Consider the following 17,628-nt stretch of genomic DNA (forward strand, 5'->3'; position numbering starts at 1 on the left):
CAATACTCATAATTTGTTTATTATCTAAACTGGTATTCTTACCCTTGGCGTGTAGAAGAATATCACCAAATTCTCAAGTCAGGGTATCAAGTGGAATGATACAAACTTCCACCTGAGGCAATACGGTTCGGTTAAGATCCCCACGCCTACAGCGACCCCCTTAAAAAGCAATACGGTTCACTTAAGGCTAAGAGGTTGTTTGAAAAGTCTAATTTATTACTTACCTCGGCGATTTGAAATCGCGGCTACACAGGCAAAACCCTTGATTTTGTATTATTCCACAGAGGTGGACGAGAGTTTGTGTAGTAGCGATCTCCAATCGCCCAATACTTTTCAAACATCCTTTAAGACCAATGACCACAACTGAAACCTTGGGGCATTTTTAAATGAACTGTGGAGATTCTGGATACATTGTTACCTGAACGTGTTCATCGATATAATCCCAGAGTTGTAAAAAATCTGTATCTAAGTATTGACAAAAGCTCTATAAGCTTAACCTCTCACTGATGTTTCAAGCCTAATTGTCCAAAAAACTCGTTATAACTTTCATAGAAAAAGCCTCCCTTCTCTCTACGCGGAAGTCAAAATAATTGTATTCCTGGCTTTTATGGCATCGCAGATGCTGAAGAAGTATTTTTATTAAAGTCTATTAATGCTTGATACTTAGGTGAAGTATTTTGCTCGACATATTCTAAAGCACCCCAACTGCCCCATTTGCTGGGCGATGCTATGTCCACAAAATGCATGAAAAGTCTACCACCAGAGGTTTTCCAATAATTCAGTAATTCAGTATACAGATCATACATTGCTCTCTGTCGATTTAGCTGAATAAAAAACTTTTCAAGTTTTGGATTATTTTCTACTCCTGCATAACCTACGATATGTTGACCTCCTTCATAAGCAACTAATGCTAAACCTTTTTTTCGGGCAACATCAACATGATAAATAAAGCTATTATAAACATCTAGCAAATTATCTTTTGAATCTTTCAGTAACCCTCCTTGTCTTAATTGTTGCAAAGCTTTACCAAAACCACCATCCTGATCCTTTAGCCAAGACTCTACTGTTGTAGAGTTTTCTGGCGCACCCAAGCTTCCACCAAAATACCCTGATATAGCATAAGCATCAATACCATTTTGATAACATGGTTTATTACCTTCAGCTACCCAGTATGAGCAATCTAAAACTGAATTTTCTAACCCTTGCCATGCTGTTTGAGTACTCATCACACACATGACACGATTCTTTTGTTCAGCAAAAACGCTTTTCCAAAGATTGCACATCTGAGCAGTACGCATTCCATACCATTGCATATATGCGTCTCCCTTATCCTTCCCCCATCTAGCTTGACCTTGTTGCAAAGCATAATGAGCTTGTGGAAATTGCCAATTCCAAACCTCATTAGAAAACTCTACATAAACTTTCAGATTTGCTTTTAATCTCTCTTTAACTAATTGGGCAAAGTTGGTGATGTATTCATCAGTAGCCATGTGAGGCATATTGAACCAAGGAACGGCATTAATTTTATTGGATAGAGCAACCATCACCTCTACAGGGACTCCTTGTAACCCATAGGAGATACTATGTGGTGTTGGCCTAGCAAACCATTCCTTCTGTTCGGAACCATTAGTGTCCATCCAATCCATAAAACGAAGAAATTTAAAGTCTTTGATTTTGTCTATGAAAGTAGGATTAAATATTTCGTCTTTGGCATAAAGGGTCTCTTTTTCGGCTTTAATAACTCTGATATTACGAATGTAGTTACCAGTTTTTTTCGGGTCAGTAGATTTGATAGTAATATATATACCGCCTCCTTCTGCCGAATTGACATTAATGATATCTCTACCAGGAATTGAAGCGGCTTCATCTTTTTTGGCATCCAATCCGTAGACAATTGTTCCTTCTCCTTCGTAAAAAACAATATATTTCCCTGAAGGATATCGATTTGGTATCTCTCTTAAGAGTAGAGTGCTTACTTGAGTGTATTTGGGAGCTTCTGTTGACTCTGGTAATGATTTAACCCAACCATCTTTATCGAGATTTAAAAGACTGTATTCATTTGTATCCCATTCTCCATGACATTCAGGGTCTCCATCTTGACATTGAGTGATCCATTTTCGAGACAACTTAAAAGTATCTAAAAAGGGTAACTGAGTTGACCAATCAGCAATACCATTAAGACCAATGCCTAAAGACGGATTGTAAGTAGAAACACTATTTTCTGCTCTAGTAACTACTTGGTTAACTGATTGATCAATGATAAAACTTTGTGAAAATAATATAGAACATATAAGAGAAATAAAAACAATTATTACAAATGTTTTTTTTTGCATATTTTATCAAAAATATTTTATTTATTATTAAACACTTTCAAAGTAGAATATTATTTGATACTACCGCGATAATTTTGCCAGAAAAATCAAAAGTTGTTCAGCAACTATTTTACGTCCAAATTTATTTAAATGTCCACCATCGTCAGTATAGTCTTGAACTAAAGAAAAATAATTATTACCATCTTCAAAAAACACACTTCTTTGACCATTAGGGAAAGTTGATTCTATTTTTGCAATATCGAAAATAGGAGTGTTTCCTTGATATTGCTTTTTCAGTAACTCATTAAATTGGTTTCGTCTGATATTGTCAGATAAATTATTTGCCTTACCTTCTATTAATTGCTTAAGTAAGTATTTCGCCCTTTTTGCGAATTTTTTTATTCCACTTGGCTCAGAAGTAAGTGGTTCTGTAACGTAAACAAAGGTTGTTTTTGGAAAAGCTTTTTTTAGGCTTTCCATAGCATTTTTATATTCGTCAAAAAGCTTATATACATCTGTGTTGAATGTTATGTCTACAAAACAAAACTTAAAAAATGCTATATCTGCCATCTCACCAGTATTTTTTTGTATAGTGTTTATAAATGCATATATTTTTGATTGTGGTATTGTATTTTCTCCAATTACGAAGTGAATAAAACTTGGTTTTGTAACTTCCCAAGGTTTAGTATTTTCAATGATGTCCATCTTCATTTGTGGATTTTCTTTTAGGATATCTTTCATACCTTCTACAATATTAAAACCCACAGATTGATGACCGAATAAGATTCTTTTATGAGAAAGATTTTCCCAAGTTGATTCAGGTATATCTTTGATTGCAGGAAAATTCTTCAGATTATGTTGCATTTGTTGTATATTGAAAGTAAGTATCAGAAACAGACAAGCAAAAAACATAAACGCTAGTTTGAAGTTATTTCTTGGATTTATGGAAATCATTGAGTGTGTTAGAAAGCTATTGAGCCAAAAAGAAATGGAAATTTAATGAGTAAATCAGTTGTAATAATTGACAGTACGTTCAATACAGAACTTAGTTAAGTTATTCACATTTTAATTTGCATATTAGGGCGGCAAGATGCCCACCCCACAAAAGTTTGATTTAATTTGATTATGCAACTTAGATGTTTTTCAGCTTATATTCTTCGTCGTCCATCCCAATATGAGGCATACGGAGATAAGCTGTTGTGTGCTGTTTGCGAAGGATATCGTCAACTACACGCTCCACCTGCTCTAGAGATAGATTTAGTGCTTGTGCAATCTCATGATTAGCTACACCGCGTTCATATCCAAGCCAGACAGTATCCAGGATATCGAAGGGCATACGGAAGAAAAACTCTTCTTGGCTACTGCCACCCGGATAAGTATCTGAAGTAGGTGTGCGCGACTGAATGTCCTCTGGCACGTCTAAGTATTTTGCTAGCTGATAGACCTGTGTCTTGAACAAATGGCCGATTGGATTGACATCATGACCACCATCTCCATGCTTAACAAAAAAACCAAGCATATATTCGTTTTTGTTGGCTGTTCCAATCACCGCGTAATTACGCAATTCTGCATGATAGTAAAGCATCGACATCCGAGAGCGTTGTTTGAAGTTAGAGGCTGCTACAATTTGATAGTACTCACGTGGGGGCAGACGCTTGGTAAATGTCTGACCATCTGGACTGGTAACAGTCAAAGAAAAGATATTGAGCGTTTCTTGTTCCAATAAGTTGCCGGGTAGAGTAATTTTTGCCCCCCAGCCAGTACTAAAATCAGGGAATAAACGCTGAATTGCTTCATTACGCCGATGGTAACAACCAAACCCGTCTAAAGCAGCGGAGATTTCTTCGGTAAGCGTCTGGACACCATAGTGATCAGCAAGTAACTCTGCCAGCGTAGAACTCTCTGGGCTAGATTCACCTTCTGGTAACAACAACGGCACAACACGCTCCGCTCCAAAAGCTTTAGTACACAGAGCTAGCACAACGGAAGAGTCAATACCACCGCTAATACCTAATACCACACCTTGACGCCGTAAGGTCTGATGTACACTTTGGCGAAGTTTTTCAACAATGCGCTCTGTTTCTTTAGCCACATCCAGATTTAAGGAATGCCGATCAAAGCGAAATAAATTCTCTGTTGCTTGATGACTCATATTTTAATTTCCTGTTTAACTCCACCATTGATAACTTTGACGCGATCCGAGAGGGTTAGCGTCGATAATCGGGATTGGAAATTTTTCACAAACTGCTGATACACCAGTTGAGTAGATAACACTCCAGCGATCGCCATATCATCTAATTCACTCAATTGGGTGCCTGATTCAGCTTTACGCACTAATTGGGCAACAGCTTGGGGATTAAATAAGCCCGATTCACCTAAAGCTGCTTCTGACAACAACTCTGACACGTAAGCAGGATTATTCGGATGAAAGAAACTTCGGTGAATCGGAGCGCGGTATGGGCGCTTACGGCGTTTCCAGATATCAGGGGGTAACAATTTGCTAGCTAATTGACGCAGTAACCATTTCTCTGTTAGACCCTTTAGCTTGAGCTTTGAAGGTAGGTGATTACAAAACTCTACTATACGGTAGTCCAGAAATGGGAAACGTCCTTCTACAGAATGCGCCATCGCCACGCGATCGCCTTGCGATGATAGTAAATATGGTGACAGGAAGGACAAGATTTCCAAGTATTGTGCTTGTCCTAAAGATGACCAACTCTGGAAGTTCGATGGTGGTGGTACTAACTCCTTTGCCAGTTCTGAGGACAGTGCTGACTCAGGATTAAGTAGTAGTCGTTGCAACCGCGCTGTATTTGACCATCGGATCGTGTGCGAATAAAAAGGTGAATTCGTGTCGGTGAGGTTTTTCTTAAAGAACGCATTTAAGAATGCTTCACTAGAGCTACCCAAACGAGAAATCTCTGGGTATAGGCGCTTCAGCAGTAACGGTCGCAGTTTTGAATCTGGTTGTTTTGCCCAAAATCGACGCACTGCCATTTCTTTAAAAATGTCGTAACCACCAAGAAATTCGTCAGCTCCCTCACCAGTGATCACGACCTTTAATTGATGCCTGTGTACTAGCTCGGATAACATGAACATCGGCGCAGGTGCAGTACGCAATGTCGGCATTTCCGTATGCCAAATCACCTCTGGAAACACACGACCAATATCAGGATGTGTGCAATAAACAACTTGATGGTCAGTTCCTAAAATATTTGCCATCCGTTGTTGAAATTCACTTTCGTCAAATTCTGGGTCGGAGAAGGCGATAGAGAATGTATCTAATGAATTTTGCGTGTATTTACGTATAATGGCCGTAGTTGTTGAAGAGTCCAAGCCGCCACTAAGATAAGCCCCGACAGGCACATCAGCACGTAGGCGGATCAACGTTGCGTCAATGAGTAAGTCCTCAAACTCATCTAAGTAATCTTGCTCATTGCGAGTAGACTCTGAATCTACTGCAAAATCTAGCTCCCAATAAGGCTGGATATTCAAGTGTCCGTCTCGAACCAGCATATAATGAGCAGGTGGCAAGCTGTAAATGTCTTTAAAAATAGTGTGGGGGGGTAGTACACTCCAAAATGTGAAGACCTGCGTCAGCGCTGCCAAGTCAATGTCTGCGTGAACATTTGGATGCGCTAGCAAAGTTTTGATTTCAGAACCAAAAATTAACTGCCCATTTCGGACAGTATAAAATAGGGGTCGGACACCCAGGCGATCGCGGGCCAAAAACAAACTGCGCTGGCGGGTATCCCAGATAGCGATCGCAAACTGACCATTGAGATAATTTAAACAGTCTGGGCCATACTCTTCATATAAATGCAAAATGACTTCAGTATCGCAGTGTGTTTGAAACCGATGACCTCGTTTTTCCAGATCAGGGCGCAGTTCTAAATGATTGAAGATTTCGCCGTTAAATACAATCCACAGCGTTTTGTCTTCGTTACAAATCGGTTGTTGTCCACCACCTAAGTCAATGATGCTCAAACGTGCGTTGCCAAGATTTGCCCACTCATCGCGGTACAGCCCAAATTCGTCTGGCCCCCGATGACGAATCATTCCTAACATCTGCCGTAGAACTATTTCTGGAACGGGTTGCGGTTCTTGCAAATTAAGAACACCAACAATGCCACACATAAAGTTACTCCATAGTTTATTAACCCATCTGGTGCTAAGTCAGATCGGTCTTTTTAATTTTGCCCGTGGAAGTTTTGGGCAATTCTGTGCAAAACTCAACCTGCTTTGGTACCATGAAGTCTTCTAAATGAGCGCGACAATGCCGTAGTATATCCGCCTCAGTCAGCGCAACGCCATCTACCATAACAAATGCTTTTACTGCTTGTCCCAGTACTGGATCAGAGACACCGATGACAGCAGCTTCTCGGATGCCTACCAGACTATACAGTACGTTCTCCACTTCTTTGGGGGCAACCTTCTCACCTCGGCTTTTGATGATGTCGTCCTTACGAGCAACAAAGTACATAAAGCCTTCCTCATCCATGCGGAAGAGATCACCTGTGTAGCACAGCCTCTCACCCGGAATCAAACCAGGGCGAAAACGTTCTGCCGTTTTATTGGGATCTTTCCAGTAACCGCGCATCACGTGCCGACCTCGAACCACTAATTCACCAATCTCTCCCGGATTTAGCCTCTGACCTTCTTCATCTTCAATCCAAACTTCAGTACCAGGGATAGCTATACCTACGGAACTGGGGCGTTTATCTAATTGCTCAGGCGGCAGATACAGCGTCCGTTTTGTTTCTGTAAGTCCATACATAGAGAACAACTTCGCCCAGGGAAATTTGCTGCAAATTTCCGCAATATGAGATGGAGGCAAAGCTGCTGCTGTATTTGTTAAATAGCGCAAGCTCGATAAGTCGTAGGGACTGAGATCCATTTTCACCAGCATACTGTAAATCGTCGGCACACCGGGAAAACCAGTGACACGTTCTTCCTCTATGCGCTTTAAAATGGCTGCTGGATAAGTGAATCCTTTTTCTAGTACAAGTGTAGCTCCCAACATAAAGACCATGAACAGCTGATAGAGTCCGTAATCGAAAGACAATGGTAACAAACCAATGACTATATCAGTTTCGATATTACCCAGGTATTTAATGATGGAATCGGCTGCAAACACTACATTATTGTGATCCGACATTACACCTTTCGGTTCACCAGTGCTACCAGAAGTGTAGATTAGGCACGCTATATCTAGATCAATGTTGACCGCCAATGGACGCTGCTCAGAGTAATCACATTGAATAGCAGCATAGGAGAGGAAATTACCAGCATCAGTTTCATTAAGTGGTGAGGTAAGTACAACAGTCTTGAGCGATCGCACTACTTGCCTCAACTTTCCTGCTAATTCTACCTGCGTGCCACTGGTGATGAAAACACGAGCTTGGCAATTGTTCAGAATGTAGGCGCACTTATCATACTTAGTAGTGTGGTTAATTGGAACAAACACGCCGCCTGCTTTCAGCGTTGCAAAAATACCGATTGCTAACTCAATACAGTTTGGCAAATATAAAGCAACGCGATCCCCACGTTCTACACCCTGTGCTTTGAGCGCATTTGCGAAACGGTTTACCTGTGCCTCTATCTCGGCATAGGTGAGATGTTGTTCATTGTAAACTAAGGCAACCTTATCTGGCAGGCGATCAGCGCTATGTTCTAAAAACTCATGTATTAACACCACAACTACTCCGCATAAAAACAAACAACGTTAATTGGACAGTCAGGGAAATTGATTAAATTCAACCTATTCTCTGGGCCAGGGCAACACGAGGGACACCAAAGATATCCTTAGCAAACTGCACTTCACCGTAAGCCTTGGAACGCTTGAATAGATGGAGTAATTGCTTTTCTTGACCCAAACCAATCTCAAAAAGTAACCAGCCATCAGGTTTAAGGAAGGGTAGAGCTTCTTTAATGACGCGTTGGTGAATTGACAACCCATAGGGGCCTCCGTCAAATGCTTCGCGGGGTTCATTGTCCAGCAGGTAGGCGCGATCTTTTGCGAGGCGAGAGGTGGATATGTATGGGGGGTTGCATAGCACCATATCGATATTGCCCTCAAGCGCTAGTTCAGAGAGTCCTGCAAAGATATCTCCCTGCACAACAACTACCCGCGACGACAACCCAAGAGATTTAACATTGCGCCCCGCGAGCTGAACTGTGCTGTCTGTGAGGTCACTAGCCCAAAGCCTCAAATCACGAATCTTAGAGGCAACTCCACATGCGAGATTTCCTGAGCCGCAGCACATATCGATCGCACGCTGACCAGAACCTCGTTCACTGAGTACTTTCACTGCTGTTGCCCCAAGAAGCTCAGTTTCCTCTCGTGGAACCAACGCACCTGGAGCCACCTCGATCTTCACGCCCATGAATGTTTGCCAACCTACTTGGTAAACCAGTGGAATTTGCTTTTCGTATACGATATCACTAACTGTATTTGCAAAAAGGGGATTTACTGAGCAATTTTCTTGTATATGTACTTCAGTATTAGTAATATTTTGTCCATCAAATACTGAGTAAATCTGATCTAACGAATGACCAAAGTCATGGTCAAGAAACTTATGTTCTAGCATTATAATTAATCCTGTTCTAATTTTCCTCAACAGATCACGCTGCTAGCAATTGCTTGCGTCTGACATATTTAGCTAATCGGGTGACAGAATCGAAATTATCAGGTGTGATATCGCGGTCTTCAATCTGGATGCAGAACTTCTCTTCTAGAAACATCACCAACTCTATTACGTTCATAGAGTCAATAATATTGTTTTCCAAAAACGAAGCATCCTCGGGATATGGATAACCCTTGCTGCTGAAAAGAATATTTTCTGCAATGTGTTGGCAAACTATGTCTTCAACGGTCGGCATAAGTAAATTCACTCCTGTATAGTGTTAAATTTAGTATTCCCTAAAATTCTTATGAAGTAACACTGGTAAATACGTTAACGAATGGCATTAAAATAATTCGTAATACCTCGACTTCGCGGCTCCTGAGCGTAGTCGAAGGACGGCACAAGTTCGTAATTCGTAATACTTCGGCTACGCGGTTCCTGAGCGTAGTCGAACGCGAGTGCCTCTCGTAGAGAAGGGCAGTACAAGGAAAGTAAATTTTGTTTTGTGTTAGCGACGCCGAAAGCGAGTCTGCGAACGCGCAGAGCGTCTCGTAGAGAGCGTCCGGGGATTTAGACCCCGACCCAAAACGTTCTGCGTGTATTGCTGGGGAATTAAACCCCTAAACTTTGTTAATATTCCGCCAAATCCATAATGTATAAGGCTTTTGGGTGTAAAGGGTAGGGGTTGCACGGCCAAAAACTAAAAAGCAATTTACTTTTAAAATCGCTTAGAGATCAACAGGCAAAATTTTCTTTGCCCAGCCAAAAGTCCAGTAATCAGCCATTTTTAGTAACTAAGTCGGCGTTAAAAAATCCACTTATGTAACGAAGTGTAAAAGCCGCTGAGAGCTTATAAATTATTTGTTCCAGGGTTTTTATAAAACTCAACATACCTTGATTTTATCGTGCCGACTTACTTATAGTAACTGAACTAACCTAACCAAGTAGGCGGGTTTAATGCTTTAGGATAGCTATCTGTGCTTGCTCTAAACTCTCTCTTAATTTTTCACCTAGTACTTGAACATCAGGTTCTTTTAAGATTCCTAGGTGGTCTCCAGGAACATGATAAATTTCTATTCCTCCAGTAGCTAAAGCATCCCAACCCAAACTATAGTCAAGTTGATAAGCTCCAGCATCTTGCCGATCTTTAGCAGCGAAGATAGCTACTCGACCTGGATAAGCTTTGGGCGTATAGTTTTGGCAGGCTTGGTTGAAAGCTTGGCGCATCGCAAAGTGTTCTTCGTTTTGTGGCACAGGCATCATCTGGTTTTCCGGAAAAAACTTCCTATTTGTATTGCTCAAGCTCTTAAACTGCTGGAGACTCAATCTTTTTTGAATTTGACCGCTCACCTTCTCTAAACCATAAGCAGGTCCATTTCTTAACAAGTTTTTCAAGTGCCACATAATTCGGAGTCCAATTGGATTTGGTTTATAAGCACCAGGTCGAATGGTGTCAAAAAAGGCTAATAGCGCGACTTCATGACCTTGTGAGACTAATTGTTGAGCAATTTCAAAAGCAACTACGCCTCCCCAAGAGATGCCACCAAGAAAATACGGGCCTTTCGGTTGTAAAGTTTGCATTTCTGCAATGTAAAGGGCTGCTAAATCCTCTAAGCACTCGTATTGAATTGGTTTACCTTCTTGACTTCCGGCAACAAGCCCATAAATTGGCTGCTCTAACCTTAAATACGGAATCAATGGATAGTAGATGCCGACCCCTTCACATAAAAAAAGCGGTGGTTTGGAGCCTTTTGGTTGAATTGGTGTTAGTGAAGACCAAGAGTCCGACCGTTCTTCTTGCCGAAGAATCAGGGCTAATTGTTCAACTGTAGGAGCTTGAAACATTGTCACTAGAGGAAGTGCTTTGTAAAAAGCTTGCTCAATGCGATCGCAAAGTCGTACAGCTAATAACGAATCTGCACCCTGGGCAAACAGATTGTCTCGAATACCAAGCACACTAAAACCTAAAACATCTTTGCAGATATTGATGAGTTGAAGCTCTACTTCATCTTGTGGAGGTACAAAGGGTTTTGGTAGTTTTGATGTTAAGCTAGCCGAACTACCTTGGGACTTTGTGGTAGAAAAGCGGGGTAAGTCTGCAAGGTACTGTTCAGGGGTGGCAACGAGTTGCTCTAATAAGGTCTGGAAATTTTCCAGCATTTGCGTAATAGTAGTAATATCGAACAAATCAGTTTTGTAGTGCAACACTCCTCCCAGTTGACCTGCGTTCTCCTGCATAGACAACGACAAATCAAAATTTGTGATCGGTCGTTGCATATATGAAGAATTTACCGTTAAGCCTTCTAGATTAAGAGTCGGATTCGGAATATTTTGCAGGGCAAACATCGCTCGATTTAGCGGTGTATGGGCTAGACTCCCTAAATCTGCCAGTTGCTGCAATGGAACGTCCTGGTTGGTATAAGCTTCTAAAGTAACTTGGCTGACTCTACTTAACAATTCCAAGACAGTGGGATTGCCAGACAAGTTGGTTCGCATCACTACAAGATTGTTGAAGTACCCAATAAGTCCTTGGGTTTCAGAATGATGGCGACTGGCGATAGGAGAAGACACAAGCATATCATCTTGCTGACTATAACAGTAAAGCAAAATCTTAAAAGCAGCTAGCAATGTGGCAAACAGGGTGATTCCTTGCTGACGACTTAGTGTCTTGAGTGCTACAGTTAGCTCCTCAGATAGCACCAAAGATTTGGATCCACCTTGATAAGTTAGCATTGCTGAACGTGGGTAATCTGTAGGTAACTCCAGCGCTGTAACATTATTGCTAAATTGTTGCTTCCAGTAATCAAGCTGAGAGACAAACACTTCTGCTTCAAACCACTGTCGTTGTGCTTGAGCAAAATCAGCGTATTGGATGGACAGTTTAGGAAGCGGCGAAGGCTTACCAGTAGAGAAAGCGTCGTAAAGTACTCCTAGTTCTCTTAGAAAAATGCCATGCGACCAACCATCAAAGATGATGTGGTGGACAGTGCGGATAAGCAGGTGTTCATCTGGTGCCAGACATAGCAGTTGGAATCGCCACAATGGTCCGCTAATTAGATCAAAAGGTTGTTCAGCATTATTGAAGGCAAGTTCTTGGGCTGTTGCTTCCCGCTCTTCTAAAGGTAAGTATTGTAGGTCTATAACTGGCAGGTGCAGGGTAAGATTAGGCGCGATATGCTGTACAGGCTGTCCATTTACTATAGGAAAAGTAGTGTGCAAAATTTCGTGGCGATGCACAATTTCATTTATGCTCTGCTTAAGTGTTTCTATATTAAGTAAGCCTGTAAAGCGAAAGGTATGCAGGAGGTTTTGAACAGAACTACGAGGTTGCAACTGTTCTAGGCACCAAAGTCGTCGCTGATTCAAGGTAAGTGGCAGCTTGCCATCTCGGGGAAAAGATTGAATGGGAGGAGTCTGCTGCTTTAGCCTGACGTTTGTTCGCATCGTGAGCCAGAAGTCTGATGTGGGTACATGAGACTGATCCTGATTTAAGTCAGTTGTACTGGAGTTTTCAAGAGCAAGGTCTTTCATTCATCTTGAGACTGTAAAATTGAGTTTTGCAAGATATCAATAGTTCCTGCGATGACTACGCCAGGAAGTACAAATACTGAGGTATTTCTTACGTATGTAACTCAGGTTTTAGCACCTCAGTTATGACAAGGAGCAATTGTCGTAATGGATAATTTTAATTTTGCTCAAAGAACCGAGCTAACTGTGGTGCTATTCACTAAAAGTTTTACTGTTTATTCATCTCAGCTATCAAATGATCATTAGAATGACTGCACCGCAGATTTAGATGAAACCAGAATTGGCATCATATCTAACACTTTGTTTGTAAGAGTCTTTCTCACAACATGAATTACATCTTCCACATCTGCATCTGTTAATTTTGGTGAAAGTGGCAAACTAATTGTCTGCCTGCCAACGCGCATTGCATTTGGATAGTCTTCAGGCTTCCAACCAAAGGATTGTTGATAATAAGGATGTTCTGGAATACTCATGTAATGTACGCCAACGCCAATATTTTCAGCAGTAATTAGACTAAGTAAAGAATCACGGCTAATACCTGTTTTCGCTTCATCTATAAGAATGGTATATAAATGATAGCCATGAATCGTTTCAGGCTGTGGATCTGCTGGTAGCTGAATGGGGAGATCAGCAAATGCCTCATTGTAGCGTTGCCAAATCTGCTCCCGTCGCAGCCAATAAGACTTGACTCTTTGCAATTGATGAACACCAATTGCAGCCTGAATGTCCATCATATTGTATTTAAAACCAGGCTCCACAACCTGGTAATGTTTGTAGCCATCGTCACCAAACCGCTTCCAAGCATCTTTACTCATACCGTGTAGTGCCAGTACTTTAATTTTGTCAGCATCTTCTTGACGGTGAGTTAAAATCATGCCTCCTTCACCAGTAGTAATATTCTTTGTGACATAAAAGCTGAAACAACCGAAGTCACCTATTGTGCCTGCTTTCTTTCCTCTGTACTCTGTCTCAATAGCATGGGCACAGTCTTCAATTATCTTTAAGTTGTAACGTGCAGCAATATCACAAAGAGCATCCATATCACAAGGACGACCAGCAAAGTGAACTGGAATAATTGCTTTAGTCTTTGAGGTGATCCTAGCTTCGACCTCATCTGGATCAATATTCATCGTAATAAGGTCTACATCTGCTAGAACTGGTTTTGCACCTGCATGAATAATGGCGTTAACCGTAGCACAGAAAGTCAAAGGAGTTGTGATAACCTCGTCTCCTGGTTTTAACTCAGAAGCCAGTAGACTTAGATGTAAAGCTGCTGTGCAGGAATTAACTGCGGCAGCATAATTACTACCTTTATAAGTCTTAAAGTCATTTTCAAATTGTGCAACCTTAGGACCAGTTCCTAGCCAACCACTTTCCATACTAATAACCACTTCTTGAATCTCAGATGCTTCAATGGCAGGAGAACCAAAAACAAGAAAACGGTCTTTTGAGCGAATAGGCGCAGTGTTCATTGTGAATAAATTGATATAGGTTTGTTGTTGTTTTATGAGCAGTGGGTTAAAAATAGTCAGATATGCTATGAAACTCCCGTTTGATTCCTGCTAAGTATATTGAGGTTCTAATCTGAATTACGATTAGTTCAAGCTCATACTGGTCTAGCTGTTCAAAAATCAAATAGTATTGCTACATATATACAGCATTATGTTGATTTTTGAGGTTCGTTGAATGCATACTAAATCTGTTTCAATTCCAACGTTATAATCTCAATTATTATTGACAGTCAAGATACAACATCAAAAATTTATTAATCTGAACTTGTTCTCAAGGAAAAGGAGCTAAATACTCTCAACTTTGTGCAGTTGTTGTAAAAAAAAGGGCATACTAAACCCCGTCCATTTTGAAACCTGGAGTTTTTAAATAGAGTGTATTATTCGCTCGTGGGTTGAGTTATGAGCTTTACTCTAATTCAAAAAAACTATGGTTTTCAAGGTAGACGCAATTTCTATATCAAGTTCAGATAATTACTGATAATAAAGGTGAATAGTGATAGTGGATCTATGCAAGTAATATAGCGAAACAGATTGCGATCGCTAACCACTTAAGTGCAGAAGAATAGTTCGTCAGTTATTGTCAACGAACAGAAGCGACAGAGTGTAGCCCTTACCAAATAAGTTGGTTATTAGCGACAGGAAAAACACCTCTATAAGTGGCACAAGTAAAAGTTTATAAGTAGGTGACCCTGACTTTATTAACAGTTGGTATATAAGAATAGATTTTAAAGCTTTAATACTACCAAAATTGTTAGTGGATAAGCTTAAATATACTGATAAGATAGTCAGAGTGTGAAACCACTTGGTCTATAATGGCTGCGTTTATGCGATCGCGATCGTCAGGATTTTAGCCTTTTGATTATGAATAAATTTATTAATTACATGAGTTTTTATACTCGATTAGTACAGTCTTAGTTTGGAGTGTTAGATTTTTTAAAAAGTCTAGTAATCCTAGCAATTGAGCAAATTTACTGAGAACACAAGAGAGAGCATAAAGAGCAGCATTTTCACTAGATATTTTCTGAGAACGTGCTTTGACAAAGACCCTAACTCCCAGTAAAGGATATCCAATTAACAGCAATAGACTCAAACCGTGGGTAAACCATCCCATACCTAATACCAGCAAAGGTATGAATAACCCCCATAATAGGATACTCTGACTTTCTTTCATCCAATGGCGTTCCGGTTTACTTCCGTGCAGCCAAGCTCCTTCAGCATGAGCATAACCTGCCCGAATTGATCGTCTCCACCATTGCTTGAAATGCATTATTTGTGCATCATGCAGAGTCATTTCAGCATTGAGACGCAAAATTTTCCAACCCATTTGGCGTAGCCTAATACATAGTTCCGGTTCCTCACCAGCAATTAAAGTAGGATTAAATCCACTAACTTGTTGGAAGGCTTTGACACGCATCATTGCATCACCACCACAAGCTTTAGCTTCACCGATAGGTGTATCCCACTCCATGTCGCACAATCGGTTGTAGATAGATTTATCAGGATACTGTTCACGCCGACGACCACAAACTACGGCAACATCGAATTTAGCATCAAGTTCATTTTGGGCAAACTCAACCCATCCCGTCGCTATCTCGCAGTCACCATCTATAAATTGGACGTATTCTATCTGGGGATTTACTGCAAGCAGATGTGCTAAACCTGCATTTCTGGATCGAGCAGCTGTAAAGGGTACAGATGCATCGAGTTCAACTACATCTACTTTAAGTGATCGTGCTAAATCAACACTACTGTCTGTTGAACCTGAATCTACATATACAACAATTTCTTGTAGTTGGCTAATCGCTGAAAGCAAGCACTTTTTCAGGCGTTGACCTTCATTTCTTCCGATAACAACCAATCCAATACGATTCATGATCTTGATCTTGCTCTAATCTTTATTTAAGTAATTCAAACAATACCTTAGCCAAAAAAATAAGTAGTCTAGCTTTTGTCGAAATAGCCCAACACAAGACCATAGTTGATTACCTAGGCAAAACGTAAAACCCTACTCCAGACGTATACGACTTTCATTATTACTTCCACACAAACCATACAGGATTTTATTTTATTGGCTTAGTTTTTTGTCATCCGGCAAAAACAAGCGTGTAAAATCTTAGGTTTGTTCTATATCAACGCTCGTAAATTGGCGAAGATATTGTCAAAAAGAGATAATTTTAGGAAATAACAACTTATTGATTAACTCATTGACTATTTTACATTTTGTTACATAGTTAGGTTAATTTGTGCCTACCTACTTAACTTTTTCAAACACTGAAAGTAAAAAATGGTTTAGTATTGAATTTCATTTTGTCCAGTAGCAACCAATCCAATCAAATCCAAATTATTATTTACGGATTTAATAATCTTAGCAGGAATACCAACTGCTGTTTGGTCTGCAGGAATGTCAGATAAAACAACAGCATTCGCTCCAATATTAACCTCATCTCCAATGATCAGACCACCAAGAATTTTTGCTCCTGCACCAACATTGACGCGATCGCCTAACTTCGGTGCCTCAAACGGACGGTCTAGGTAACGATTTCCTAATGTGACTCCTTGGCGGATGATACAGTCGTCCCCAATGACACAATTTCCATGAATCACAATCGCCCCTTGGTGTTCAATAATCACACGGCGACCTAATTTAACGGTGTAAGGTAAATCAATGCCGTAGATGTTTCGCGCATGGCGATACAATGCTCGGTAGAGAATGCTAAACGGAGATCGAAGCACTTTAGATTTAATTGTCATTCTCCAAACACCAAAACGCTGAGTAGCTACCGCTCTAAATCCAGGCTTAGTCCAGTCACGCCCGTGAGCTTCCCAGTCTTCTTTAATCTGTTGCCAAAGTCCTACGGTAACAGTTTCTAAATCACTCAAAGCTGACCCCTTTAAAAAATACGCTGTTAAACAGGAAATCACTGAGAAGCCTTGGCGGGTCTTTTCTTAATTTGCGTTGAATTACATACCGCCACTTTGATAAAATAAAGCCTATAACCCAGGCTGCATCAGTTAGGATTGCATATAGCCAACCGTGGTTCTTGAGGAAGTATCGTCGCCTCGAATCAAACCAGTATTTAGGTAGACGCTTAGGTGGGCGCTTTGTGCCAGTAACTCCTGAACTTTGTCCAACAAAATGTACAACTCTGCTTTGAGGTACGTACCAACAAGGCCACCCTGACTTATTAGCCTTTAGGCAAAAGTCTACCTCTTCAAAATACATGAAATATTTCTCGTCCAGCAAGCCTACTGAGTTAAACACTTCATGACGAACAATCATGCTTGCTCCAGCCACCCAGTCGGTTTGACAGGTTTCTTCGGAAACAGGAGGGGCGACGACCCACTTTGACAATAACTTCGACACGATTCCCAAACACAAGGCTAAATCAAATTCACTTAGCACTGTATGGAAGCGAAATGCTGATCTCTGTGGCGTAGCATCAGGTTCTTCTAAGCGGCTACCAGCAATCCCCACTTCTGGATGTTCATTCATGAAGTCCACTAGTACGCTTAAAGCACCGGGACGAACAATGGTGTCTGGGTTGAGCAATAGAAAATAGGATGGTGGACGATTTGATTGTAGTGCTGGTGTGATCGCAGCGTTGTTGCCAAAGGCATATCCGCCATTATGCTCTAATGGCATTAGTGATG

12 protein-coding genes are annotated in these 17,628 nt (G+C 40.8%); all 12 read right to left on the reverse strand.

Going from position 1 to position 17,628, the window contains the following annotated elements:
- Nucleotides 1-605 precede the first annotated feature (605 nt).
- On the reverse strand, nucleotides 606-2,333 hold the full coding sequence (locus tag LC605_RS23445) for a cellulose-binding protein (RefSeq protein ID WP_229549919.1): 1,728 nt from the start codon (nucleotides 2,331-2,333) through the stop codon (nucleotides 606-608).
- A 60-nt stretch (nucleotides 2,334-2,393) separates the two neighbouring features.
- Complete coding sequence (locus LC605_RS23450) at nucleotides 2,394-3,176, reverse strand: hypothetical protein (protein WP_229549920.1); 783 nt, start codon at nucleotides 3,174-3,176, stop codon at nucleotides 2,394-2,396.
- 268 nt (nucleotides 3,177-3,444) lie between these two features.
- Nucleotides 3,445-4,464: an NAD(+) synthase gene (gene nadE, locus LC605_RS23455; RefSeq protein ID WP_229549921.1), complete on the reverse strand. Its 1,020-nt coding sequence runs from the start codon at nucleotides 4,462-4,464 to the stop codon at nucleotides 3,445-3,447.
- Nucleotides 4,461-6,449, reverse strand: coding sequence for an asparagine synthase (glutamine-hydrolyzing) (asnB, locus tag LC605_RS23460; RefSeq protein ID WP_229549922.1), 1,989 nt, complete (start codon nucleotides 6,447-6,449; stop codon nucleotides 4,461-4,463). The genes nadE and asnB overlap by 4 nt, the downstream gene beginning before the upstream one ends.
- A gap of 34 nt (nucleotides 6,450-6,483) precedes the next feature.
- Entirely contained in the window at nucleotides 6,484-8,010 is a 1,527-nt protein-coding gene (locus LC605_RS23465; RefSeq protein WP_229549923.1) for a class I adenylate-forming enzyme family protein, read from the reverse strand.
- Nucleotides 8,011-8,068: 58 nt separating this feature from the next.
- Complete coding sequence (locus LC605_RS23470; protein ID WP_229549924.1) at nucleotides 8,069-8,902, reverse strand: class I SAM-dependent methyltransferase; 834 nt, start codon at nucleotides 8,900-8,902, stop codon at nucleotides 8,069-8,071.
- 34 nt (nucleotides 8,903-8,936) lie between these two features.
- Entirely contained in the window at nucleotides 8,937-9,194 is a 258-nt protein-coding gene (locus LC605_RS23475) for an acyl carrier protein (RefSeq protein WP_229549925.1), read from the reverse strand.
- A gap of 698 nt (nucleotides 9,195-9,892) precedes the next feature.
- On the reverse strand, nucleotides 9,893-12,469 hold the full coding sequence (locus LC605_RS23480; protein WP_229549926.1) for a condensation domain-containing protein: 2,577 nt from the start codon (nucleotides 12,467-12,469) through the stop codon (nucleotides 9,893-9,895).
- Between the two features lie 239 nt (nucleotides 12,470-12,708).
- Nucleotides 12,709-13,938 (reverse strand): DegT/DnrJ/EryC1/StrS aminotransferase family protein, encoded by a 1,230-nt coding sequence (locus LC605_RS23485; RefSeq protein WP_229549927.1) that lies wholly within the window; start codon nucleotides 13,936-13,938, stop codon nucleotides 12,709-12,711.
- Nucleotides 13,939-14,851: 913 nt separating this feature from the next.
- A complete protein-coding gene (locus tag LC605_RS23490) occupies nucleotides 14,852-15,850 on the reverse strand; it encodes a glycosyltransferase family 2 protein (protein WP_229549928.1) in 999 nt (332 codons plus the stop codon).
- A gap of 416 nt (nucleotides 15,851-16,266) precedes the next feature.
- A complete protein-coding gene (locus LC605_RS23495) occupies nucleotides 16,267-16,857 on the reverse strand; it encodes a serine O-acetyltransferase (RefSeq protein ID WP_229549929.1) in 591 nt (196 codons plus the stop codon).
- On the reverse strand, nucleotides 16,850-17,628 hold a 779-nt coding region (locus tag LC605_RS23500; protein ID WP_229549930.1), incomplete at its 5' end, for a glycosyltransferase family 2 protein. The genes LC605_RS23500 and LC605_RS23495, both read right to left, overlap by 8 nt.

The sequence above is a fragment of the Nostoc sp. CHAB 5836 genome, assembly GCF_020829445.1.
GTDB lineage: Bacteria > Cyanobacteriota > Cyanobacteriia > Cyanobacteriales > Nostocaceae > Nostoc.

Excerpts from the sequence above, each read along its gene's own strand:
- LC605_RS23450 (WP_229549920.1), bottom strand. The coding sequence starts at position 3,176 with ATGCAACATAATCTGAAGAATTTTCCTGCAATCAAAGATATACCTGAA.
- asnB (WP_229549922.1), bottom strand. The coding sequence starts at position 6,449 with ATGTGTGGCATTGTTGGTGTTCTTAATTTGCAAGAACCGCAACCCGTT.
- LC605_RS23445 (WP_229549919.1), bottom strand. The coding sequence starts at position 2,333 with ATGCAAAAAAAAACATTTGTAATAATTGTTTTTATTTCTCTTATATGT.
- LC605_RS23475 (WP_229549925.1), bottom strand. The coding sequence starts at position 9,194 with ATGCCGACCGTTGAAGACATAGTTTGCCAACACATTGCAGAAAATATT.
- nadE (WP_229549921.1), bottom strand. The coding sequence starts at position 4,464 with ATGAGTCATCAAGCAACAGAGAATTTATTTCGCTTTGATCGGCATTCC.
- LC605_RS23490 (WP_229549928.1), bottom strand. The coding sequence starts at position 15,850 with ATGAATCGTATTGGATTGGTTGTTATCGGAAGAAATGAAGGTCAACGC.
- LC605_RS23480 (WP_229549926.1), bottom strand. The coding sequence starts at position 12,469 with ATGAAAGACCTTGCTCTTGAAAACTCCAGTACAACTGACTTAAATCAG.
- LC605_RS23485 (WP_229549927.1), bottom strand. The coding sequence starts at position 13,938 with ATGAACACTGCGCCTATTCGCTCAAAAGACCGTTTTCTTGTTTTTGGT.
- LC605_RS23470 (WP_229549924.1), bottom strand. The coding sequence starts at position 8,902 with ATGCTAGAACATAAGTTTCTTGACCATGACTTTGGTCATTCGTTAGAT.